Source organism: Polyangium sorediatum (genome assembly GCF_029946465.1).
GTDB lineage: Bacteria > Myxococcota_A > Polyangia > Polyangiales > Polyangiaceae > Polyangium > Polyangium fumosum.
The window spans coordinates 85,818-108,899 of the sequence record NZ_JARZHI010000034.1; the positions used below are offsets into that span (position 1 = coordinate 85,818).

The following is a 23,082-nucleotide window of genomic DNA, read 5'->3' on the forward strand; positions in this document are numbered from 1 at the left end:
ACGTTCCACTTTCGCCTCTTTCGCCCCCGACGCAGCCTCCCTCGTGTCCCACGACCTGGCCGGCGCCACGAAACGATCTTTCCCCCCGCCTGAACTTGTCGAACAATGCCCCCGATGAAGCCGCGCGTCAGGCGAGCGCTTTTGCTTTCCGGGGCCCTCCTCGGCGTGGCCGGGATCCTCGGCGCGCTCGCCTCGCCCTCGATGCGCGCCTCGCTCTCCGCCGGCTACCGCGCCTTCCGTGATCCCACGCTCCTCGACAAGCCCGTGATCGAGGATTCCGCGGCTCCGGTTGCTCGCCGTATGCCGGGCGAAGAGGAGAGCCGCCTGCTCGATGCGGCCATCGCCAAGGACTTCGAGAAGGCGCAGGACAGCGATCTCGACGATCCCGAGGGTGCGGCGCTCGCCACGCTGGCCATGCCGGATCTGAAGATCCCCGTCACCCGCCGCACCATGCGCTTCGTGCGGTTCTTCGCGAAGAACGACGGCGGCCGCGCCATCTTCGGCGATCGGTACCAGCGGAGCGGACGGTACCGCCCGATGATCGAGCACAGCCTGCGCGAGTCGGGTTTGCCCGAGGATCTCGTGTGGCTCGCGGCCGTCGAGAGTGGCTTCGATCCACGCGCCGTCTCGCCTGCGGGCGCGGCTGGGCTCTTTCAGTTCATGCCCGAGACGGGCGCGCTCTACGGCCTCGATCAATCTCAGTGGGTCGACGAACGCCGCAGCCTCCGGCGCTCGTCGACCGCTGCCGTCGCGCACCTGCGTGACCTCTACGAGCGCTTCGGCCGCTGGGATCTTGCGCTCGCGGCTTACAACGCGGGGATCGAGACCGTGCTCCGGGGCATGGCGCGTGTCGCCGCGTCGCGCCCGCAAGGCGCCCCGCAGACGCCCATCGGCTTCGCCGAGCTTGCGCAGCAAAAGCTCTTGCCCGAGGAGACGGCGAATTACGTGCCGCAGATCGTGGCCTTCGCGATCGTCGCGAACAACCGCGCGCGCTTCGGGCTCGACGGGTTCCATGCGGATCCGTCGCTGGAGATGGGCGAGATCGCCGTGCCCGAGGGCACGCGCCTGCGCACGATCGCGCGCGCGGCCGGCATCCCCACGCGCTTGCTCCGCGAGTACAACCCCGAGCTCTTGCGGGATCGGACCCCGCCGTTCGGCGGCGATTACATCATCCACCTGCCCGCCGAGCGCGTGCAGCAGACGCTCGCGGCGTTCCCGGCCTACCTCGAGCACGAGCGCGTCGACGATCCCGGCGCCGATCCCGTCACGGAGCACGCGAGCGCGATGCGCGCGCCGTCGATCCCGGACGTGGATGAGGGCGACGATGGCCCGCTGCCGCCGCGCCCGTCGCCGATTGGAAAGAACCGCCTGCCCGATTTTGCCCTCCCGGGGCAGGGCCCGCCCACGCTGAGCATGGCGAGCCTCGGCCCGATGGGCGCGAAGTTGCCGTACGTCTCGATCGGCGGCGGCGTCGGCTGGCAGCCGAACCGACCGGACGATCCGCTCGCGGTCTTCGCCGCCGAGGAGCGCCGCGCGCCCTCGGCGGCCGCGAAGGGGCTCGGCGGCGCGGCCCTCGAAAAGCAGCTCGGCTTCATCCCGGCCGCGCGGCTCGAGCCGCCGCCGGATCCCTTCCAGCGGTTCGTCCTGCCGAATGGTGTGGCCCTGCGCGTGCGCGAGGACGCCTCGGCGCCGCGCGTCGCGATCACGATCCGCATCGCGCCGGACGAGGGGAAGATCGCGGGGACGAGCGAGCCGGCGGGCGAGGCGGGCGCGGGCGAGACGCGGCACACGATCACGGTGGGCAAGCGGGATCTCGACCTTGGCCTCGAGCTCGCGGCGGGGCGCCTCCGGCTCCTGCTCGGCGAGACGTCGGGCGCGCAGCTCGCGAGCTTGCGGCGCTTCTCGGCGCTGCCGCGGCGGCGCTTGCTCGAATCGCAGGCGTACGGCCCGGCGTGGCTCGCGCTCGGTGACGCGCTCTTCCCGGCGGGCCACCCGCTCGAAGGGTACGTGCTCGGCGCCCGCGAGGACGCGGCCGTGGCGCGGGATCTCTTGCTCGCCGAGTCGATGGCCACCGAACGCACGCCGACGCGCGCGTCGGTCACCGTGATCGGCGACGTCAGCCGCGCGCGGATCGAGGAGCTCGCGAAGCGCGTCTTCGCCACGCTGCCCGCATCCGCGGACGCGCTTCCGATCGGGCCACACCCGCGCGAGGAGCGGCTCACCGTGGAGCAAAATGTCCCGGCGACGCGGGCGCTCTACGGCTGGATCGCGCCGGGCGAAGGGGACGTGAAGGAGCACGCGGCGATGCGCGTGGCGATGTGGATCCTTTCGAGCTCCAAGGGAGGGCGGCTCGATCGCGCGCTCGTCGAGAAGGGGTACGCCTCGGAGGTGCGCGCGATGCTCGACGCGGGCAGCCGCGCGAGCGTGGCCGTGGTCGAGGTCGTGCCTGCGGTGCCGCACGATCTCGCGACGGTGGAGCCGCGGCTCGACGCGGAGATCGACGCGTTCGTCCAGGCAGGGCCGACGGGCGTGGAGATCGCGTATGCGGTCGCGCACCTGAAGGCCGGGCTCAAGAAGGAGATCGCGAGCCAGCGCGGGCCGGTCGTGGAGAACGCGCCGAAGTTCGCGAACAGCGCGCGGATCCGCGAGGCGCTCGCGCCGGGCGCCGCCGAGGCGCTGATCGAGGAGCTCGACAAGATGAGCGTGCAGACGATGCGGACGGCGTTGCGGAAGACGCTCGCGCGTGGGCATCGTGTCGTGGTGACGACGGCGCCGAAGTGAGAGGTCAGCGCGTTTCGGCCGTGCCTTCGGGCGGCAGCTCGAACGACTCGATCACCTGCACGAGGTCGGGCCCGGCGCTCGGAAAGCGCTCGCTCGTCGCGGAGGCGATCACCGTGAACGCGCGCCCCGCCTGCGTGAAGAGCCCGTAGTAGGACACGATCTCATGCTCGCCTCCCATCCTGTTCGCGCGGAGGAGGCGCCCGTTCGTTGGGTGCGTGAGGACGGGCAGGCGTGATTCGACCGTGCCTTTGAGCTCCTTCTCGATGAGCTCGACGGCGGCGTCGGCGAAGGCATCGACCCCCACATCCTTGCCCTGCAGGTCCTCGATGATGACGATCACGTGCGCGTCCTTGTCCGGACGCATGATCCAGCGATCGGCCAGCGAGTTGTCCTTCTTCACGGCCTCGTCCTTGCGCAGGAACCAGCGCGCGCCCGGCGCCTTCAGCCTGTACTTCACCGCCACGCCTTCGACCACGTTGACGGGGTGCGGCTCCACGTCGGGCGGCAGGCCGTGTGTCTCGTCGGTCGGCAACTCGAACGACTCCAGGATGCCTTCGAGCTCGGCCTCGATCTCGGGGAAGATCCGGCTCGGCGCGGTGGCGATGAGCATGAAGGACCACTCGTAGGTCGCCACCACGGCGACGAGCCTCCCGGTCTCGACCCCCGCCTTCGTCGTGCGGATCCAGAGGAGCCGGCCCTCCTCCCGATGGGCCCGCATGGCCCTGAGACGCACGAGCTCGCTCGTCTCCGCATCGCGCCTCGCCATCCGCCCGACCTCCTGCACGAGCCCGTTCGTCGTGGGGAGCTTGCCGGGGAACTTCTGGACGAGGACGAGCAGATGCGCGTCGACGTCGGGTCGCGAGAGGAAGCGGTCGGCGAGGGGCCCCTCCCGCTGCGTCGACGCGCGCGTGTGGAGGTACCACTCCCCGGACGGCAGGCGCAGCCGGTAATGCGACTGCTCGCCCGTCACGACCGTCACCGGCGCGGGCTCGATCTCCCCCTCGCGGATCTGCACGAACGCGGCGATCGGGTTTCTCCCGGTCACGGCCGCGTGAAGCCCGACGACGTCGAGAAGCAGGCAGAGCCCCCAGAGCACGCCGCCCACCACCATCCGTGGCTTGCCCGCGTCGCGCACGAGCAGGAGCAGGTAGGCCATCCCGAGCACGATCGCGGGGGCCGCCGTGATGCGATCCCGCGCGACGAGCAGGAACGTCCACGCGGCGAGCACGAGCACGACACGCGCGCCGGCGAGCCACGCCACCCGGCGAAGTCCGAGGACCAAGGCGCCGCCGAGGACGACGTCGAGAGCGGCCGGAAGCGCTCGCATCAGGGGCGTCGTGAACGGGCCCTCGAAGAGCCCACGCCCCCCGAGGAGCGATTCGACGAGCCAGAGGGCAGCGCTGACGATCAGGAGCGCCCCCGCGAGCCGCTGCCCCGGCGTCGCCCGCGCGGCTTTCTGCTCCGCGGCTGGCTGCTTCGGCGGCGGCGAACCCGGCGGCGCGTAGACATTTGCGTCGTCGGGTGAGGGCGCGTCCGGGGCAGGCTTCGTCATCGCACCCGCGATGCTACCTCATCGCTTGGTGCTCGCCGCCGTGTTCTCCGGCGGCATCTCGAACGTCTCGATCGCCTCCAGGAGCTCGTCCTTCACGCTCGCAAACACCTCGGTCCGGGCGAATGCGATCACCTGGAACGCCCGATCCCCTCGCGCGAAGAGCCCGTAGGCATACTCGAGCTTCATGCCTTCCGTCTCGGCGTGGACGAGGAGCAGGCGCGCGTTCTTCGGGTCCGTGCGGAGTGGCTCGCGGGACGTGATCGTCCCGTGCATGCGCTCGAGAATCGAGCTCGCCACCGCGTCCACGTATTTCTCCAGGTCCACGACCGCGCCCGGCGCGTGCTCGGCCACCACGAAGACGTGCGCGTCCTTGTCCGGCCGAACGATCCAGCGATCCGCGAGCGGATTGTCCTTTTGCGCCGCCTCGGCCTTGCGCAGGGCCCACGCATCGCTCGGCGGCGTCAGCGTGTAGTTCGTCGAGACGCCCGTGACCTTGCCCGGCGGCAGGGGCTCGGCGTCCGCCGGCAGGCCCGGCGTCTCGTCCGTCGGCAGCTCGAACGACTCCACGATCGCACGCAGCTCGGGCTCGGCCTGGGCGAACGACTGCCGCGGCGCGAACGCGAGGATCTGGTAGCCGCGCTCGTAGGTCGCCACCACGGCCGTGAGCGACTCGATCTCGATCCCGCTCGTCGTCGACCGCGTGTGCACGAGCCGCCCGTTCTCCGGGTGCGTGCGGAGCGGCGTGCGGTCCACGAACTCGAAGGCCGTCGCGGTGGTCTTGCCGTTCTTGATCACCGCGTCGGCCAGCGCGTCCGGCAGCACCATCATGCCCGGCACCTTCTCGGCGATGACGAGCACGTGCGCGTCGAGATCGGGCCGCGAGATCCAGCGATCGGCGAGCGCGTTGTCCTTCTTCGCCGCCTCGGGCTTGCGCAGGCGCCAGCGATCCGAGGGCGCGCGGAGGCGGTAGTGCGACGCATCGCCCGTGACCACGCCCGCCGGCGTGCTCTCGATGTCGCCGCGGGCCTGCCAGATGAACACGGCGATCGGGTTCGTGCCCGTGATCTCCGCGGACAGGCCGAGCACGCGGAGGAGCGCGTAGACGCCGAAGACCACGCCGCCCACGGCCATACGAGGTTTGCTCGCGTCCCCGAGGAGCAGGAGCAAGAGCGCGGAGCACACGAGGACCTGCATCCCCGCGAGGAACGGATCCTTGAACGCGGCCTGCGCCGTCATCGCGACGAGCCCGATCACCACACGCACGATCGCCCAGGGGAGGAGCTTGCGGCTCCGGTAGAGCAAGCTCGTCCCGATCAGGCTGTCGATGAGCGCGGACCCGATCAGCGCGAACGGCGACGAGAAGACGCCCGGCTCCGGATGGTTCTTCCGCACGGCCAACTCGATGAGCAGGAGCACGGTGTTCACGATGAGCAGGCCGCCGGCGATACGCTGGGCAGGCGTCGTGGTGTCCGGCGTCGAAAGAACAGGCGGCTCGCGCAGCGGCGCCGTGGGGGGAGCATAGGCGTTCGCCTCCAGGGGCGGCGGCGCGTCGGGGGCCTGGTTTGTCATGGCAGGGCGATGGTACGCCCGGTCCGTGCTCTACGTCGATGGGCGCTTCAATCGCGGCAGCGCGTTTTTTCTGCCCATCGGACGACCTGGCGCTCGGCCACGGGCAGATAACGAATCTTGCGACCTCGGCCGCGGTCGGCGACGACGATCTCGACGGGTTCGTCCGCGTCCTCGTCGCGCCCGGCCGGCACCTTCGACGAGAGCACGAGCGCGCCGTCTTCGAGGCCCGCGCGCGCGGCAGCCGAGCCCGCGACGAGGCCGCGGATCATGGCGGGCGTACGGCGCAGGCTCGCCTCGTCGAAGCCGAGCTCGTACACCTTCGATTTCGTCCGCGCGCGGTGGAAACACGAGCCAAAGGCGCCTTCGTCCAGGGTGATTTCGCCGTGGCCGCGCACCATGACCCAATCGAGCTCCTCGCCGCGCGCGGCGCCGAGCTCGCGCGCGACGAGCTCCCCGAGCGCCGAGACCGGCAGGTCGGTCTTCTTTTCGGCGGCGGCGCGATCGAGCAAGGCGCGCACGAGATCGTCGAGGGACCGCTCCCCGCCCGAGGCCTTCCGCACGGCCGCGTCGAGGGCCGCAGCGTAGAGCGCGCCGCGCTGGTAGTCCTTCCGCGAGCGCGCGTGCGCCGGCAGCTCCGCCTCCGCGTTCACGAGCGTGCGCTCGAGATCCGCCGCGAAATCACGCGCCCCGATGCGTTTTTCCGCCAGGGCGATCTTCCGGGCGTAATGCACGGCAAATCCCTCGGAGAACCAAACTTGCTCGTGGCCCTCGGCGACGAGGCGGACGGCGCCGCCGATCCACCGGTGCGAGAGCTCGTGGACCGCGGCGATGGTGACGGCCGCGTCGAAGGGCCGATCTTCGCCGATCCAGAGCCCGAACGAGCGCCCGAGCAGCGCGCCGTCGTGGCCTTTTCCGAGCCCGGGCTCCGCGACGAGCAGGTACGAAAAAGAAGCACTCGTCGCGGCGCCCGATCGCGGAGCGCCGCCGAAGAGGCGTGCGAGCGCGGCGTGGGCGTGGGCGATCGTCGCGAGCGTGGCTTCGGGTTCGAAGGCCGGCCGGCCGAGGAGGACGAGGCGCTCTTTCTCGGACGCATCGAGCGTGCGGAGCCGGCCCGCGACGTAGACGGCATTCGCGAGTTCGGCGGGCGTCGCGTTCTCCTCGACGTCGTCGCCGGCGCCGAACGAGCTCGCACCCGAGGCGCCGGGCGCGAGGGCGCCGGGGCGGATCTGGACGTGCACGTCGAGCGGTTCGTTCGTACGGGGCAAAAGCAGGAACGTGTGGCCGACGCCGGAGAGGCGCTCGCGATCGAGGTGCAAGGCGAACCGCGCGGCGTCCTTGGGCGCGGAGACGACGCCGTAGGTGATCGCCAGGTGCGAGGTCGGCGCGCGGCCGAGCACGAGGATTCGATCGGGTCCTTCGTCCGGGCCGGGTTGCGTTGGGATCACGCCTTCGCCGTCGCGCACGCGGATCCCGCGCAGCGCGGCCATGCCGTCGATGCCGGCCCAGGTGCGGGCGATGCCGAGCTCCTTCGCGCGCGCCGCTTCGGGGCCGACGAGGTGGACCTCGACGTCGAGCGCGCTGCGCTCGGGCCGCGGCGTCAGCCGCACGGTCAGGCCGTCGGGTAGCGAGGGCAGGGGAGGGAGCGGCTCGGCGGGACGCGTGGGGGCCGCGGGATCCACGGGCGCGGAGGCGGAGTCGCTGCAGCCGGGGAGCGCCGCGCCGCCGAGGAGGGCGAGCGCCAGGGGAAAAAGGTTTTTCGAAGTGAAACGCACGGCGATGCGGGGGCGAGGGGCAGGGCGAGCGGGCAGGTGATAGCAGAGACCTGCGGGGGGCGGAACGTGCTCGGGCGGGCGAGCGCCCGTGGCTCGCGTTTTCACGCGGATCCGCCGTACCATCGGGGATGGAGGAACCGATGTCCCGCTTTCGCTTCGCCTTGCTCGTGCTCCCGCTCCTCGCTTGTGGCTCCCCCGACGTGCCGCCCGGCGGCAATGGGAAGCCGCCGCTCCCGCCTTGCACCGATTGCACGCCGTCCGGCGATCGCGCCTTCGTCTTGCCCTCGCCCGCGGGCGCGACGCTCTGGACCGCGACGCCCATGGACAAGATCCTCCGCGAGGCAACGCCGCCTTCCAGCACCGGCGACGGCATCCGCATCTCCGCGGCAAAGAACGAAGTCGAACCTTTTCAGATCGTCGTCCGCCCCGACGCCGCCGGCAAAACCTCGATCACGCTCACGCCCTTCACCGGCCCGGGCACCCTCGACGACGTCCGGATGCACCGCGTCGGGTACGTCCGCATCACGGAGCCCTCGGATCCTGCGTCGATCGTGAGCCCCTACGTCCCGGATCCGCTCCACCCGACGGCCTTCGGCGCCTCGCACGACCTCGCCGCGGGCGAAAACCAGCCGTTCTGGATCACCGTACGCGTCCCGCCCGGGGCCGCCGCCGGGGATTATACCGCGACCCTCACGGTCACGACTGCGGGCGCCACGCAGGACATCCCCGTCACGCTCCACGTCTACGATTTCGAGCTCCCGGCGAAGCTCGGCTTCGACGGCAACTGGAACACGAGCTTCGAGGCCCTCGGCGGCAGCGAGAGCCTGGAGAAGGTCCGCGCGCTGAAAGACTTCTTCTACGAGCACCGCCTCGTCCCGGGCAGCGTCGCGTGGCCGGCCGGGCTCAATTACAACGGCGGCATCGAGTACGATTGCGCGACGGGCTCGTTCCTGGAGGAGAACAATCCCTACGACTTCTCCCAGCTCGGCCCCGCGTACATCGACGGCGCCGGGTGGAACGGGGTCGGGTTTCCCTCGTTTCAGATCATGCAGTTCGTCGACAACGTGCGGCCGCGGCCGCAGACGTTCTGCGGCAAGGACCGCGGCCAGGACGCTTTCGGCACGCCCGAGTACAACGCCGAGTGGTCGAAGCTGCTCGCCGCGATCGACGCCTACCTCGTGGCGAAGGGCTGGCAGGACAAGGGCTATTATTACGTGCAGAACGAGCCCCAGGGCCCCGAGGATTACGCCGTCGCCGCGTTCCTCGCGGAGCTCGCCAAGAAGGCCGCGCCGAACCTGCGCCTCGCGATCAGCGAGGAGCCGAAGCCCGAGATCGCCGAGCACGCCTCGATCGGCAGCGGCCATTACGACCTCTGGTGGGCCGACCTCTCGCACTTCGATCCCGCCTACGCCAAGACGCGCCAGGCGCTCGGGGAGACCGTGTGGTGGTATTTCCTCTACGGCGACCTCCCGCCGCATTTCAACCCCATCACGATCGACCACCCCGGCATCGAGACGCGCATCGCCCACTGGGCCGCGTGGAAGTACCGGATCCGCGGGTTCGCTTATTACTCGGTCACGGGCTGGGGGAGTGATCCCTACCAGAACCCGCGGCCGCAGGGCACGAAGCAGAACGGCGACGGCTTTCTACTTTATCCCCCCGAGGACGGCGCGCTCGTGAGCAGCATTCGCTGGGAACTTTTGCGCGAAGGCGCCGAGGACTTCGAATACCTGCTCCGCGCGGCGGGCGGCACCATGCCAAAGACGCCGGAGGAAGCCACGGGCTGCGACCTCTCGGCCGCGAGCGCCGTCTCCTCGCCGACCTCCTACACGCGCGACGCCTCCGCCCTCGCGCACCTGCGCGACCAGCTCGGCCTTTACCTCGAAGGCAAGGTGAACGGCTGCCCCGCGCTCGACTCCACCCCGGAGGGCGCCCACCCGCGCGCCGCCTATTACATCAACTTCCAGGACCCGAACGGACAGCCTGCCGCGAATCCGCTCGTGGTGGACGGTCACGAATGGATCAAGGTCGGCTGGGAGGCCTACGAAGCGAAACGAGGGTACGGCTGGTCGGGGCCGTACATCGGCGATCCGGGGATCATGCTCTACAAGTACCTCACGAATGCGCCGGTCTCGGAGCTCCAGAAGAGCGTGATCTACAACGATTACGGGCGCACCGACACGTTCAACTGGGATATCGCGAAGGGCAAGTACGAGGTCACGGTCTCCATCGGCTGGCACGATGGCACGTACGAGAAGAATCGTGTCGTCGTGGAGGGGCAGACGCTCTTCGACGCCGTGGCCACAACGCCCGCCACGCCCTACCGGGTCGCGTCGGTGGTCGTCGACGTGAACGACGGCAACGTCACGATGGAGGCAGGGCAACAGGATGAATACACGATGCTGAACTGGATGAGCATCGTGCCCGTGCCTTGAACCGCGGGCGCCGCGTCATGTGGTACGCGGCCTTTTCTCGATTTCCGCGGAGGCGTCGTTCCGATATCCTGCTCGATCATGCGACGATCGAGTTCCTTTCTCCTGACAGCGCTCCCGCTGCTCGCGCTCCTCTCCGCCGGTTGTGGCGGCGAGGCGCAGCAGCCAACCACTTCGGGGCCCCCCTCCGGCAGCGGCGGCACCGGCGGCACCGGCGGCTCAGGCGGCGACGGCGGCGACGGCGGAATCATCCTCGCGGGCTCCGGCGGCTCCGGCGGCCAGGGCGGCCAAGGCGGCGGCGGGGACCTGTGCGTCGGCATCCAGTGCGCGCCCGATCAGCACTGCGAGGTGCTGCCGGATGGAATGCCCGGCTGCGTGAACAACGAGTGCGGCATGCTGAACTGCAAGCCCACCGAGATCTGCGAGGTCACGCCCGGCGGCGGCGCGATCTGCAAGGACATCTCCTGCACGCAGGACGTGCAGTGCCCGGCGAGCCAGTATTGCAATGGCACGATCTGCGTCGACGACGCCTGCGTCCCCGGCACGACGACGTGCACGGGGAACGAGCTTTATGCATGCAACACGAACGGCGCCGGGACGACCGCGCAGTTCACCTGCGGCAGCACCTCCTATTACATGAGCGTGTGCACGGACCCCGGCATGGGCGACGCTTCGTGCCCCTGCGAGGACGACTGGGATTGCCCGCCGGACACGGCCTGCGAGGTCGGTCAATGCGTCGGCACGGGCAAGCCCGCGACCTGCACGCTGCCGCCCGTGCCCTTCTCGCAGGTCTTGCCGAAGAAGGAGATCCAGTGGGGCGGGACCGGCGTCACGCCGAACAACGTGGCCGTCAACGCGCCCTTCGCGGGTTCGGCGCAGGTGAGCATGACGCCGCTCGTCGTGAACCTCGACGACGACAACGGCGACGGCCTCATCAACGAGCTCGACTTCCCGGAGATCGTGTTCACCACGTACCACTCGACGCTGGCCGACGAGGACGGCGTGGTCCGCGCGATCCACGGCGGCGGCCCGAACAAGGGCAAGGACTATTTCGCCAACGCCGGGACGAACGTCTGGCACGAGGGCGATCCGCTGAACAAGGCGTGGGTGAACACGCAAGGCATCGCGAACTCGACAGGCTCGCTCGCGGCCGGTGATCTCGACAATGACGGCGTGCCGGAGATCGTGATGCCCACGGAGGTCGTGTCGGGCGTGTCGACCGGCGGCGTCGCCATCCTCGACAACAAGGGCGACATCATCGTGCAGTCGGCGGTCAATCAATTGCCCTCGGCGGGCTACAACGTCCCCGCCATCACGCTCGCGAACGTGGACGGCAAGGGCTTCGCCGAGATCATCGTCGGCCGGTTCGTCTTCACGCTCGGCAAGGATCCGGTGACGAACAAGCTCGTGTTCGTCGACAGGTTCGCCGGCACGCTCACGGTCAACGGCAACAACGGGCAGGGGGCCATCTCCTGCGTGGCAAACCTCGTCGGGGACAACAAGCAGGAGATCGTGGCAGGCAGCACGGTCTACCGGTTCCCCACGCCGCCGGCCGGCGTCGAGAAACGCGCCGATTGCGCGGCGGGCGACATGAGCGCCTTTTGCCTCGGCCAGCTCGAGGTCGTCTGGGACGCGCAGGCCGTCAACGGGGCCGCGAAGGTGCCAAACACGCAACGCGAGGGCTTCTGCGCCGTGGCCGATATCCTCGGCGCGGACGAGGCAGCGGCGCCGGGGCCGGGCAACGCGCCCGACGGCAAGCCCGAGGTCATCCTGGTCTCGCGCGGCTACCTCGCGATTTACAACGGCGAGACCGGCACGCAGCGGCGCTTCACGAACCTGAACGCGGGCGACAACGGCGGCGCGCCGAACGTCGACGATTTCGACGGCGACGGGTTCCCCGAGATCGGCACGGCATTCGGCACGCGGTACATGATGATCGACCTGCAAGCGACGGCGGCGAGTTGCCCGGCGTGGCCCACGGCGATCAGCGACGCCGCCGCGAACACGAACCCCGCCCGCGCGCCCGGCGCGGCCTGCACGACCGACGCCGAATGCAGCGCGGGCGCGGTCTGCAACACGGCCAAAGGCTCGTGCGTGTGTCTGCACAACGGCTGGATGCGCATCACGGAGGACGATTCGAGCCGCGTCACGGCCTCCAGCGTCTTCGATTTCAACGGCGACGGCGCAGCCGAGGTCATCTACAACGACGAGTGCTGGTTCCGCATCTACGACGGCACGACGTCGGAGGTGCTCTTCAAGGAGCACTCGCCGAGCCGAACGCGCACGGAAAACCCGGTCATCGCCGACGTCGACAACGACGGCAACGCAGAGATCGTGTTCTGCTCGAACAACGATTCGAGCTCGTGCTCGGTGGGCTACAACTACCCGAACGGCATCGCGGTCTGGGGCGACACGAGCGATACGTGGGTGCCCGCGCGGCGCATCTGGAACCAGCACGCCTACCACGTGACGAACGTGCTGGAGAGCGGGGCGATCCCGCCGCTCGAGCCGGAGAACTGGAAGACCTACAATGGGCGCGAGTACAACACGTACCGCTCGAACCCGCGCTCGTTCGGCGTCGCGCCGGATCTCCAGGTCTCAGGCATTCAAATGTCGTCGCCGGACGCCGCCTGCGGGCAACTCTCCACGAAGCTCGACATCACGGTCGAGATCCGCAACGACGGCGACGTGCGCGTAGGCCCAGGCGTGGTCGTCGCCTTCTACGGCGAATGGATGAACGGGACGCCAAACGAGGCGCTCTACGCAGACGCGGCGCAGACGCCGCTGACAGCGGTGCTCGGGACGAGCCTGGAGCCGGGGCAATCAATCCTCGTGACCGTGAGCTACGACGCGATGAACAATTCGCCGGGGACGCTGCCGGAGAAGGTGCGCGTGGTCGTGGACGCCGCAAACCAGGAGCGCGAATGCATCGAGGACAACAACACCCTCGAATCGATGGTCGCGCCAGGCGAGGTGCAGCCGGATCTACGCATCGACGTGGGCGTGGCCTCCGACGGCTCCTGCCCGTCACCGACGGTCTCGGCGACGGTCTACAACGATGGCTCCGCCCCGGCGAGCAACATCCTCGTGCGATTCTACGCGGGTGATCCCAACCAGGGCGGCACGCCGGTCCACGAGGAGACGATCGCAGGCCCGCTGGACCCCGGTCAAAGCGTGATGCTGACGTCGAAGATGTCGAACTTCCCGCCCAACCTGCTCGTGCTGATCTACGCCATCGTGGACCCGCAAAACACGGTGCAGGAGTGCAACGACGGCAACAACAAGGACGAGGCCAACGGCAAGGTGGTTTGCGGGATCAACTGAGGCGCCGCGCCGGGGCGCTGCCCCGGACCCCGCGGGGGCTGTCCGCCCCTCGACCCGGACCAGGCACGGCCTGGACCGAAATGGAAGAACTGCGCAATGCGCAGTTCTTCCAACGGGCCGGTGGCAAGACCATCGAGGTGGGTTTCAAGCGGGCGGCGTGCACGCGGCTGGTTGAACCCGTAGCGCTGCCGCCTTGGTTGGCAGGGTCGTCGCCGGTCTTGACCCCGGCTGTTCGATGAACTGCGCATTGCGCAGTTCATCGACCTGGGTCCAGCGCCTCGCTGGTCCGGGGTGGAGGGGGCGGACAGCCCCCTCCTGGGGCCTGGGGCAAAGCCCCAGCGCAACGCCTTCAAAAGCACTTACCCCTTGTAGACTTCGTCCTGCTCGATGCGCGAGAGCACCCAGTCGAACTCGCCGGCGGTGAGGTGCGCGTTGCAATGGCCGCATGCGCCGCTCATGTTGATCTCTGCGTTTGGGGCGCCGCAGTTGGGGCAGACGGGATCGACGCGCGGGGCGCCGCGTCGCTCGGCGCCTCGAATGAGCGTCCAGTATTCGCTGTAGACGCGCTCCTTCGTCTCGCTGCCCGCGACGATGTTCGCGTTCTCGTCGACGGTGTAATCGCGGCAGGAGGCGAAGACACGCACGGTCACAGCGTCGTAGGAGGTGTCGGAGAGGACGCGGGCGAGGTCGATCGAGACGATGCGCGCGTCTTCTGTGATGTTGCGGAGCTTTTGCTTGCGGTAGGTTTCGATCCAGTAGCGTTGCGATTGGAAGAGGTTGTCCGAGAGGTACGGGCGGGCGAGCACGAGCTTTTGGCTCGACCAGCCTTCGTGGAAGGCGTGGAAGATGGCTTCGACGCGTGCTTTCCAGGTCGACCAGCGGAGCGCTGGGTCCTTCGCCGTGAGCGCGGACCATTTTGATTTTGCGTCGGGCGCGATGATGGTCGGCAGGTCGGTCCCGACTTCCTCGGTCGTGCCTGTGAGCATGGGGCCGCGGGGCTCGCGGGCTTCGATGTCGATGGAGAAGACGGTCCAGTCGAGGGTGCCTGCGGAGGCGATCACGCCGCAATAGGCGCATTTCGAGCCGATGGCTTTGTCCTGCGGCGCGCCGCAGCTCGGGCAGCCGAAGAGGCGTGTTTTTTCGGGCGGACGGGAGGCCACGTCCGGGTCCCGCACGAGGCGCCAGGTCTCGGAGGCCCAGTAGCTTTGCTCTTCGCCGTCGGCCGACACCTCCGTGTAGTTCACCTCGAAGTGGACCATGAGCTCGATGCGGCGGACGGGCGCGCTCTGCGCGACGATCGCTTCGAATCGCATGGCGCCGAGGACGACGTCGCGGACCTCGGCTGCGGGGTAGGGTGAATAAGCGGCGATCGCGCCCTCGGCGAGGTAGCTGCCGAGCGTGTCGAGCTTGCCTTTGCCCCGCGCGGCCTGGACCTCGGTGTAGAGCGCGTAGAGGAAATCCTCGAAGAGGACACGCGAGAAATGCGGGTCCTTGCTGCCGAGGGCGTGGAGCGCGGATTCGAGGGTGGGATGGTTCTGCCGTTGTCGCGGCTTCTCCGCTCGCGCCTGCTTTCGCTTGCGCGGCCGGGACGCCCGCGCGCGCTCTTCGGCAGGATCCGGCAGGACCGAGACCCAGCCGCGCTCGGCCTCGCGTTGCTTTTGGAGGATGGTGCTCGCGACGAAAAAAATGGCCCCCATGGCGAGCACGACGAGCACGAACGGCCCCGAAAAATTCGCGGAGCTGCTGCTGTACGAGGTCGATTCGGACGAAGATGACGACGGCGACGAAGAGGAGGACGACGAGCGGCTCCCGGACGAGCCGCTCCATGGCGACGGCGACGAAGACGACGAGCGGCTCGACGAGGAGGACGAAGACGAGGACGAGGACGAAGAGCTGCTTCGGCTGCGGAAGGTTTGGCCGCCGCCGGGGCGCGCGGCCGCGTCGTCTGCGAGCAATGGCGCGGCGAGGCCGATCCCGGCTGCGAGGGCGAGCGCCGCGAAACGTTTCGTGCGTTTCACGCCTCCACCTCGTCTGCGAGCTCGTTTTCGTCGTCCTCGGCGCGCGGGAGCGCTCGCCCGAGCGCGGCGCCGAGGTCCCCGAGCGCCGCGAGGAAGGCCCCAAGCCCGCCCGTGGTCTCGACCGACACCTCGATGCGCCGCCGCGCAGCGGAAACATCGTCGCCGAGGGATTCGAAATCGAGGCCGATGTCGCCGACGAGCTCGACGCGTTGCTCGAACGTGGAGACGTAGATCAAAAGCCCTGTGCGCCCGCGGGTGCGGGAGATGCCGCGCTCCACGAACGCCGCGCAGGCGGCGCGCCGCACGTTCTCGGCCATGAGCCGCCGCGACGTCAGGGCGCGCCGAAGGGGCGGGACGTTCGCCGAGATGAATCCGCCGAGGGCGAACGCGAGGAGGATCTCGACAGGCAGGAGGTCGTCGTCGAAGGGCGCGGGGTGAAAGAGAAAGACACAAACTGCCGCGAAGGAGAGCACGGAGCCGACGAGCCAATCGGTATGCCGGTAGTGGCCGGAGACGGCGCGGACGGCGACGACGACCTCGGCGGACGTCTTCGTTTCGAGCTCCCGAATGGCGCGCGAGACCTCGTCCTTGGCCTTGGAATCAAGCAAATCCCGGGCGCTCATCCTCGTCCGTCTGCAAGGTAGAGGGGCCAAAGTGCGGGAGCAAGGACGAATGCGAGGGGTTGACGCGGCCGGCGTCCGGCGATAGAGGGCACGCGTGAGCGAGTCGACCCAGCAGCCGCAGAAGAAGCCAGTCATCTTGTCGGGGATCCAGCCGAGCGGGCAGCTCGCGCTCGGCAACTACGTGGGCGCGCTGAAGAACTGGGTCGAGCTGCAACACCAGTACGACTGCGTCTTCCTGGTCGTCGATCTGCACGCGCTGACGGTGAAGCAGGTACCGGCGGAGCTTCGCAACCGCTGCCTGTCGTTCGCGGCGCAGTACATTGCCTGCGGGATCGATCCGGAGGCGTCGACGATCGTGCTCCAATCCCACGTGCCGCAGCACGCCGAGCTCGCGTGGGTGCTCGGGACGATGACGTACATGGGCGAGCTGTCGCGCATGACGCAATTCAAGGACAAGTCGGCGCGGCACGAGGACAACATCAATTCGGGTCTCTTCACGTACCCGGTGCTGATGGCCGCGGACATCCTGATCTACCAGGCGAACCTGGTGCCGGTCGGGGCCGACCAGAAGCAGCACCTCGAGCTCGCGCGGGACGTGGCGCAGCGCTTCAACCAGCGGTACTCGGAGACCTTCGTGACCCCGGACATCTTCGTGCCGAAGGTGGGCGCGCGGATCATGGCTCTGCAGGAGCCGACGAAGAAGATGTCGAAGAGCGACCCGAACCCGGAGAACTACATCGCGGTGCTCGATACGCCGGACGTGATTCGCCGGAAGTTCAAGCGCGCGGTGACGGACTCGGAGACCGAGATCCGTTACGACGTGGAGAAGAAGCCGGGGGTGTCGAACCTCCTGACCATTCACGCGGCGCTCTCGAACCAGCCGGTGGAGGCGGTGGAGGCGTCCTTCGCGGGGAAGGGGTACGGCGATCTGAAGTCGGAGGTCGCGGACGTGGTGGTGGCGACGCTGGAGCCGTTCCAGAAGCGGTATGCCGAGGTCATGGCGGACAAGGCCGGCCTCGAGCAGATCCTCGCGCGGGGCTCGGAGAAGGCGCGGTCGCGGGCGTGGAAGACGCTGTCGAAGGTGTACAAGAAGATCGGCCTCGTGCCGGCGGCGCCGCCGGCGAAGGGGTAACGCCGGGGAGGGGAGGGGCCATGCGCGGGGACGTCGACGAGCCGATTTCGATCGTCGCCTATGATGCGCGCTGGCCCCTCGACTTCGAGGCGGAGGCGGCGCGTGTGCGGGCGGCGCTCGGGCCGGTGGTGGTGGCGATCGAGCCGTTCGGCAGCTCGGCGGTGCCGGGGCTCGTGTCGAAGCCGATCGTCGACATCCTGGTCGGCGTGGCCGATTTGCAGGAAGCAAAGCCGCACGTCGCGGGGCTCGTGGCGATCGGGTACGAGGATTTTGGAGAGATCTTCGTGCCCGGGAGGATCTACCTGCGCAAGCGGGGGGCGGCGCCGCATTTCAATGTGGCGGTGACGGAGCACGGGGGGCCGTTCTGGGCTGGGAACCTCGCGGTGCGGGAGTATTTGCGGGCGCACCCGGCGGAGGTGGAGGCGTACGCGCGGCACAAGCGGGAGGCCGTGGAGCGCGGGGCGACGATGTTTTCGTCGTATTCGCAGGCGAAGGACGAATTCGTGCGGGGGCTGCGGGAGCGGGCGCTGGCCTGGGCTGCGGGGAGAGGGGCCGCGTAGGCGGGCAAGAGGGGTTTGGGCGCGCGGGGTGGCGCGTGCAACGCGTGTAGAGGGCGATCCGAGGGGTCCGAGGGGCGCTTGTATCGCTTGCAGAGGGCGATCCGAGGGGTCCGAGCGGGGCTTGCAACGCTTGCAGGCGGGGCTCCGAGCGGTCCGAGGGGGGCTTGCAACGCGTGTAGGCGGCGGGCCGGGCGGTCTGATCGGTGTTTGCAATGCGTGCAGGCGGGGGGAGGGGCGGTCCGATCGGGGTTTGCAACGCGTGCAGGCGGGGTTCTGTTCGTTTGGACCTCCGTTCGCGGTCCGTTCACGACGGTTCCGGTGTGTGAACATACGTCGAACGATGACCGGACGGGGAGGCTGGCGCGTTGCATGCTTGCCAGGCCGCCCCCGCAGGGTGCTAGCCTCCCAGGCGGAGCGCCATGCGACTGATCGATCTGTCCATCCAAAACATCGGCCCCTTCGATGATGCCACGCTCGAATTTCTGACGGGCGAGGACGGGGAGGTGCCGGTGGCGATCATCACCGGGGAGAATGGAGCAGGGAAGACGATCCTCCTGGATGCGATTCGGGGGTTGTTCGGCCCCGGGTACGGATCGCTCGGGCGTTCGATCGTTCGCCCGAGAATGCCATTTCAAATGCAGATGACCGTCTCCTTCGGGGGGTCCGTCCGCGAGGTCGCGGCGATCCGGCACCACGAGGAGACGCCCGGCCGTTTTCTCTTCGACACGACCGACGAGATGCTGGCCTATCTCCCCGGGCACGTACGGCAAGGTCGGCCGCCCTATCCGAACTGGCTCGTGGACTTCTGGCACACGTCCCAGCCCCGCGGTGGATACGGAATCAGCGGCTTCGTGAACCAGGATCCCAGGCAGTTTCTCTTTGGCGCGCTCGACGGCATCCAGCGCAACGCGGAGGTCACCGAGTTCGTCTGCCACTTCGATTACCTGCGCAGCAGCGATGATCCACGGGAAAAGGCTGCCGGGGAGTTCCTCTACGAGACGATGCGCGACATCTTCCGCGTGAGCCTCCTCGACGGCGAGTTCAGCCACGTCCGGCGCGTCGACTTCACCCCGATGATCCGCCAGAGCGGCCAGCTCGTCCCGCTCGCGAACCTGAGCAGCGGCAACGCCTACCTCGTCCAGCACCTCATCTCGCTGCTCGGCAAGATGTATGCGGTTCACGTCCTCTGCGAGACGCCTCCCGAAGACCTCTGCAAGGCCCCAGGACTGCTCCTCATCGACGAGGCGGAGAACCACCTGCACCCGCGGTGGCAGCAGCGGTTCCTGGGCGATGTCCGCCGCATCTTCCCCAACCTTCAGATCATCGCCACCACGCACTCGCCGTTCATCGTGGCCTCGATCCCCGGCGCGAAGGTGTTCGTGTGCCGGTACGAGCGGGATCGGAAGACATGCGTCGTCGAGGACCAGTCGCGCAGCTACGAGAACAAGCCCATCGAGGAGATCCTGCTCTCGCCCGCGTTCGACGGGACGCAGCCCTTCGGTCCCGTGATCGCACAGCTCCTCGTCGAGCGAAAGCAAGCCTTCGAGCAAGGCGACGAGGCGCGGCGAAAGGAGATCGAGGCAGAGCTGAAGGCGAGGAACCCCGACTACTTCGCGTACCTCGACATCGAAGAGCGGCTCGCTGCGCTGCGCGCGAAGGCGTCATGATCCGGATCCGACGCCTCGACGAGCCGGCGGTGCTCGAGGTCAAGAAAGCGCAGTGGGATCGAGCGTATCAAGACAGGCGCGCCAAGAAGCCGGATGCAAAAGCCTGGTCGAGCCAGTACGGGCACGAGGAGATCAAGCGTCGCCTGCAGGCGATGAGCCATCACAAGTGCTTTTATTGCGAGCGGAGCGTCAAGGACGGCTGCGAGGTCGATCATTACATCGAGGTCGCGGAGCGGCCCGATCTGGCGCACGAATGGCGGAATCTCTACCTCGCCTGTTCTGAATGCAACCGCGTGAAGCAGCCCAACAAGGTCGTCCCTGTCGACCAATGCCTCGATCCCTGTGACGTGAGCGTCGACCCGGCGGAGCACCTCGCCTTCGCGGCCGACCTCGTACAAGCCCGGAACAACTCGGAGCGAGGACGTAACACCATCCAAAAGTATGCGCTCGATCGCCTCGAACTGGAGTCGGAGCGAAGGAAACAGCTCCTTTACTTCATGACTGCGTATACCGAAGTCTTGTCAACGATGAACCATGAGGGTAGGCAGGCGATGCGAGATGACGAGCGGGAACTCCTGCGTCGTTTCGCTCAACCCGAAGCGCCATTTTCCCTGATGTTCCGGTCTTACCTGGAACGGCATACCCTCTGATCCGACCATGCCCCGCCCCCTTCTCGCCATCATCGGTGACGGCACCGCGCTCCCTGGATCTCCTGCGTACGAAGCTGCTTTCGAGGCCGGTCGTGCGGCCGTCGAGGTTGGTTTTCGTGTCCTCACCGGCGGCCTCGGCGGCGTGATGGAAGCCGCTTGTCGAGGCGCGCGCGCGTCGGCGCGGTATCGAGACGGAGATACCGTGGGGCTGCTTCCGGGGCATGACCCGCGTGCCGCCAATGCGTACGTCGATATCGCGATTCCGACCGGGCTCGGGCATTTGCGGAACGCGCTGGTCGCCCATGCGGACGCCATCGTCGCCGTCGGCGGCGGCGCGGGAACGCTCTCCGAAATCGCCATGGCCTGGATCCACGATCGAATCGTCGTGGCGCTGGAGATCGCAGGCTGGAGCGGCGAGCTCGCCGGGCTCCGCATCGACGACCGAGAGCGATTCCCGGACACACCCGACGATTACGTGATCCCCGCCACGTCCGGCACCGACGCGATCCGTCAAGTCGTCGCCACGCTCGCCGAGCGAGCCAGCCGCCAAACCGCCGGCTAGACCCAGCAAAGCGCCACCAAACCCTCGCAACCTCACCCAGCGAGCCAGCCGCCATACCGCCGGGTAGGCCCGAACGAAACGAAGTGAAGTGAGGGCCGTAGGGTGTCGCCCCATCGAGGGCGACACCCTCCCCAAAAGTGTGGCAGGATGGCGGGGGTTTTCGCGTATGAAGGCTTTGCTCGTCGCTTCTTCCAAGGCCGATCCACAACCGCTCGAGCGGTTGCTTCGGGATCAGTGCAGTGACGTCGCCGTCGTGCCTGCCTTGGAGCTCGCGGCAGCGTCGAGCGCGGGGATCGGGATCGCCGTGCTCCTCTCGTCCGAGGACGAACAGGACTTTGCCTCGATCCTGGCCGCGTGTCGCACGCTCCGGAGTGCCCCGGACGGCGGGCCCGTCGTCCTCGCGATGGCCGCGACACCCGAGCACATCGAGACGCTCTGCGACGAGGGCGTCGATGATTTCATGCTCTGGCCAGGCAACGAGAGCCTCGTCACGTCACGCGTGGGGCTCTTGTTCCGGCGCGTCGCGCAGCGGAAGAAGGACGCCGTGCGGGCCGCCATGCTCGGGGACGCGCTCCGGCACGCCGAGCGCAGCGAGCAGCGGTTTCGCCACCTCGCAGAGAGCTCGACCGAGATCCTCGCGCGCTTCTCGCCCGGCGGCGTGCGGCTCTACATCTCGCCCGCATGTCGCACCGTGCTCGGATACGAGCCCGATGAGCTGCTCGGATCGAGCATCCTCGACATCCTCCATCCCTCGGATGTCTCGAAGCTGCTCGAAGCGCTCGGCGCGCTCGACGCAGGCGCGCAAGTCGCAGGCGCGATCATCCGGCTGCAACGCAAGGACGGCGAGTACGCGTGGCTCGAGACGATCAGCCGGCCCGTACGAGATCCCCGCACCGACGTGATCGAGGAGCTCGTCACGGTCTCGCGCGACATCACCGCGATGATCCACGCAGAGCAAGAGTCGCTCGAAGCAGAAGCACGGCTCGCCGTGATCGACGCCGTGCCCGATCCGCTGTCCGTCGAAGACGACACAGGGCGAATCACGATCGCAAACCGCGCGTTCTGCGCGCTCCTCGGGCGATCCCGCGAGGAGGTGCTCGGGCAATCCGCCGACGCGCTGAAGCCCACGCCGAAGGGCGGGCGGCCGGATCGGTGGCCGCAGACCGCCGACGAGCGCGAGGTGACGGTGAAGGCGCCCGACGGATCGCAGCGGGTGCTCGCCGAGAAGCGAGTGCTGCTCGCCGTGCGCAAGGAGGAGCGGCTGCTCGTGTCGATCATGCGCGACATCACGGAGCAGCGGCAACGCGAGGCCGATGCAAGGCTCGGCACGGCAGCCGCGCTCTCCGCAGGCGTGGCGCACGAGATCAACAATCCGCTCTCGTACTTGATCGGGAACCTCAAGTACGTATCGGAAGCGCTCGGCGCCACGAAGAGCGAGGACGTGGCAAAGGCGCTCGACGAGGCAGCAAGCGGAGCGAAGCGAATCGCAAGGATCATGCGAGACATGCGGATCCTCGGCGAGGCTTCACGCGAGACGCCGCCGCGGACAAACATCAAGCGCGTGGTCGAAGCAGCGCTGATGCTGACATGCGGCGTGATCGAAGCGCGCGCGCGGCTCTCCTCCGAAGTGGCCGACGTGCCGCTCGTCGCCGGGGAGCCAGGGCGAGTCGCCCTCGCACTCGTGGACATCTTGCTGCGAACGATCCGCGCACTGCCAGAAGGCGATCCGAAGGCAAACGAGGTGCGCGTCGTGCTCGCCCCCGCAGAGGAAGGCATGATCTGCGTCGAGGTGTTCGGAAGCGGGCGCAGCACAGGGACCAGCGCAGAAGCAGGGCTGTCCCTCAGCGAGAGCAACGTGTCGATGCACGGCGGGCGAATCGACATGGAGACCACGCCAGGGCGCGGGACACGGCTTCGGCTGGTGTTGCCGGTCGTGGGCTAGGCGGGAGGCGCGGAGCTGGGGCTTTGCCCCAGACCCCAGCAGGGGCTGTCCGCCCCTGCACCCGGACCAGCGAGGCGCTGGACCCGGGGTCGATGAACTGCGCTCCGCGCAGTTCATCGAACAGCCAGGGGCAAGACCGGCGACGGGCCTGCCAGCCAAGACCGCAGCGTTGACGTTTCAACGGGCAACGTTCGCGTCGCCAGGTGGAGACCCACCTCCGTGGTCTTGCCACCGGCTCGTTGGAAGAACTGCGCGGAGCGCAGTTCTTCCAGCTTCGGTCCAGGCCGTGCCTGGTCCGGGTCGAGCAACTGTTTTCGTTCTCGGCCTCAGCTGGCAGGGCCCTCCGACAGGGGCGTCCGCCATCGCCCTTTAGACGGTGGCGCCGTGCTCGCGAGCGTCCAGGCTCTTCGACCCGCAACGCGGGCGCACCGCGGCCTTGACGCTCGCTGCGCGCGGCGCTCGATGATGCGTTGGGCGATGGTGGACGCGAAGTCTCGC

14 protein-coding genes are annotated in these 23,082 nt (G+C 68.5%); 9 read left to right on the forward strand and 5 right to left on the reverse strand.

Going from position 1 to position 23,082, the window contains the following annotated elements; all coding sequences use genetic code 11:
• Positions 1-114 precede the first annotated feature (114 nt).
• Complete coding sequence (locus tag QHF89_RS30415; RefSeq protein ID WP_284721120.1) at positions 115-2,781, forward strand: transglycosylase SLT domain-containing protein; 2,667 nt, start codon at positions 115-117, stop codon at positions 2,779-2,781.
• Positions 2,782-2,785: 4 nt separating this feature from the next.
• Here the strand turns inward: QHF89_RS30415 and QHF89_RS30420 are convergent, their stop codons facing one another.
• The 3 genes from QHF89_RS30420 to QHF89_RS30430 are packed head-to-tail and all read right to left on the reverse strand — an operon-like array spanning position 2,786 to position 7,674.
• Positions 2,786-4,333, reverse strand: a complete 1,548-nt coding sequence (locus tag QHF89_RS30420) for a hypothetical protein (protein WP_136972687.1) — start codon at positions 4,331-4,333, stop codon at positions 2,786-2,788.
• A gap of 18 nt (positions 4,334-4,351) precedes the next feature.
• The gene (locus tag QHF89_RS30425) at positions 4,352-5,902 is read right to left on the reverse strand and encodes a hypothetical protein (RefSeq protein WP_136972686.1); all 1,551 of its coding nucleotides are present in this window, start codon (positions 5,900-5,902) and stop codon (positions 4,352-4,354) included.
• A 47-nt stretch (positions 5,903-5,949) separates the two neighbouring features.
• Positions 5,950-7,674 (reverse strand): M61 metallopeptidase family protein, encoded by a 1,725-nt coding sequence (locus tag QHF89_RS30430; protein WP_136972685.1) that lies wholly within the window; start codon positions 7,672-7,674, stop codon positions 5,950-5,952.
• Between the two features lie 140 nt (positions 7,675-7,814).
• Between QHF89_RS30430 and QHF89_RS30435 the strand changes: the two genes are divergently transcribed.
• The gene (locus QHF89_RS30435) at positions 7,815-10,109 is read left to right on the forward strand and encodes a glycoside hydrolase domain-containing protein (RefSeq protein WP_136972684.1); all 2,295 of its coding nucleotides are present in this window, start codon (positions 7,815-7,817) and stop codon (positions 10,107-10,109) included.
• Between the two features lie 78 nt (positions 10,110-10,187).
• Positions 10,188-13,430, forward strand: a complete 3,243-nt coding sequence (locus QHF89_RS30440; RefSeq protein WP_284721121.1) for a CARDB domain-containing protein — start codon at positions 10,188-10,190, stop codon at positions 13,428-13,430.
• A 359-nt stretch (positions 13,431-13,789) separates the two neighbouring features.
• Here the strand turns inward: QHF89_RS30440 and QHF89_RS30445 are convergent, their stop codons facing one another.
• Together QHF89_RS30445 and QHF89_RS30450 are read right to left on the reverse strand one after the other, a co-directional pair.
• Positions 13,790-15,448, reverse strand: a complete 1,659-nt coding sequence (locus QHF89_RS30445) for a TIM44-like domain-containing protein (RefSeq protein ID WP_136972681.1) — start codon at positions 15,446-15,448, stop codon at positions 13,790-13,792.
• Entirely contained in the window at positions 15,445-16,056 is a 612-nt protein-coding gene (locus QHF89_RS30450; protein ID WP_136972680.1) for a hypothetical protein, read from the reverse strand. The genes QHF89_RS30445 and QHF89_RS30450 overlap by 4 nt, the downstream gene beginning before the upstream one ends.
• Before the next feature lie 109 nt (positions 16,057-16,165).
• Here QHF89_RS30450 and trpS point away from each other — a divergent pair, with 109 nt between their 5' ends.
• The 6 genes from trpS to QHF89_RS30480 all read left to right on the forward strand — a co-directional run bounded on the left by trpS (position 16,166) and on the right by QHF89_RS30480 (position 22,584).
• Positions 16,166-17,203 carry a tryptophan--tRNA ligase gene (gene trpS, locus QHF89_RS30455; RefSeq protein WP_136972679.1) on the forward strand — a complete coding sequence of 346 codons (1,038 nt, stop codon included), beginning with the start codon at positions 16,166-16,168 and terminating at the stop codon, positions 17,201-17,203.
• A 20-nt stretch (positions 17,204-17,223) separates the two neighbouring features.
• Positions 17,224-17,763 carry a GrpB family protein gene (locus QHF89_RS30460; protein ID WP_136972678.1) on the forward strand — a complete coding sequence of 180 codons (540 nt, stop codon included), beginning with the start codon at positions 17,224-17,226 and terminating at the stop codon, positions 17,761-17,763.
• A 419-nt stretch (positions 17,764-18,182) separates the two neighbouring features.
• Entirely contained in the window at positions 18,183-19,430 is a 1,248-nt protein-coding gene (locus tag QHF89_RS30465; RefSeq protein WP_136972677.1) for an AAA family ATPase, read from the forward strand.
• The gene (locus QHF89_RS30470) at positions 19,427-20,080 is read left to right on the forward strand and encodes an HNH endonuclease (protein ID WP_284721122.1); all 654 of its coding nucleotides are present in this window, start codon (positions 19,427-19,429) and stop codon (positions 20,078-20,080) included. The genes QHF89_RS30465 and QHF89_RS30470 overlap by 4 nt, the downstream gene beginning before the upstream one ends.
• Positions 20,081-20,087: 7 nt before the next feature.
• The gene (locus QHF89_RS30475; protein WP_136972675.1) at positions 20,088-20,642 is read left to right on the forward strand and encodes an SLOG cluster 4 domain-containing protein; all 555 of its coding nucleotides are present in this window, start codon (positions 20,088-20,090) and stop codon (positions 20,640-20,642) included.
• A gap of 166 nt (positions 20,643-20,808) precedes the next feature.
• Positions 20,809-22,584 (forward strand): PAS domain S-box protein, encoded by a 1,776-nt coding sequence (locus QHF89_RS30480; protein WP_136972674.1) that lies wholly within the window; start codon positions 20,809-20,811, stop codon positions 22,582-22,584.
• The last annotated feature ends 498 nt before the right edge of the window (positions 22,585-23,082 follow it).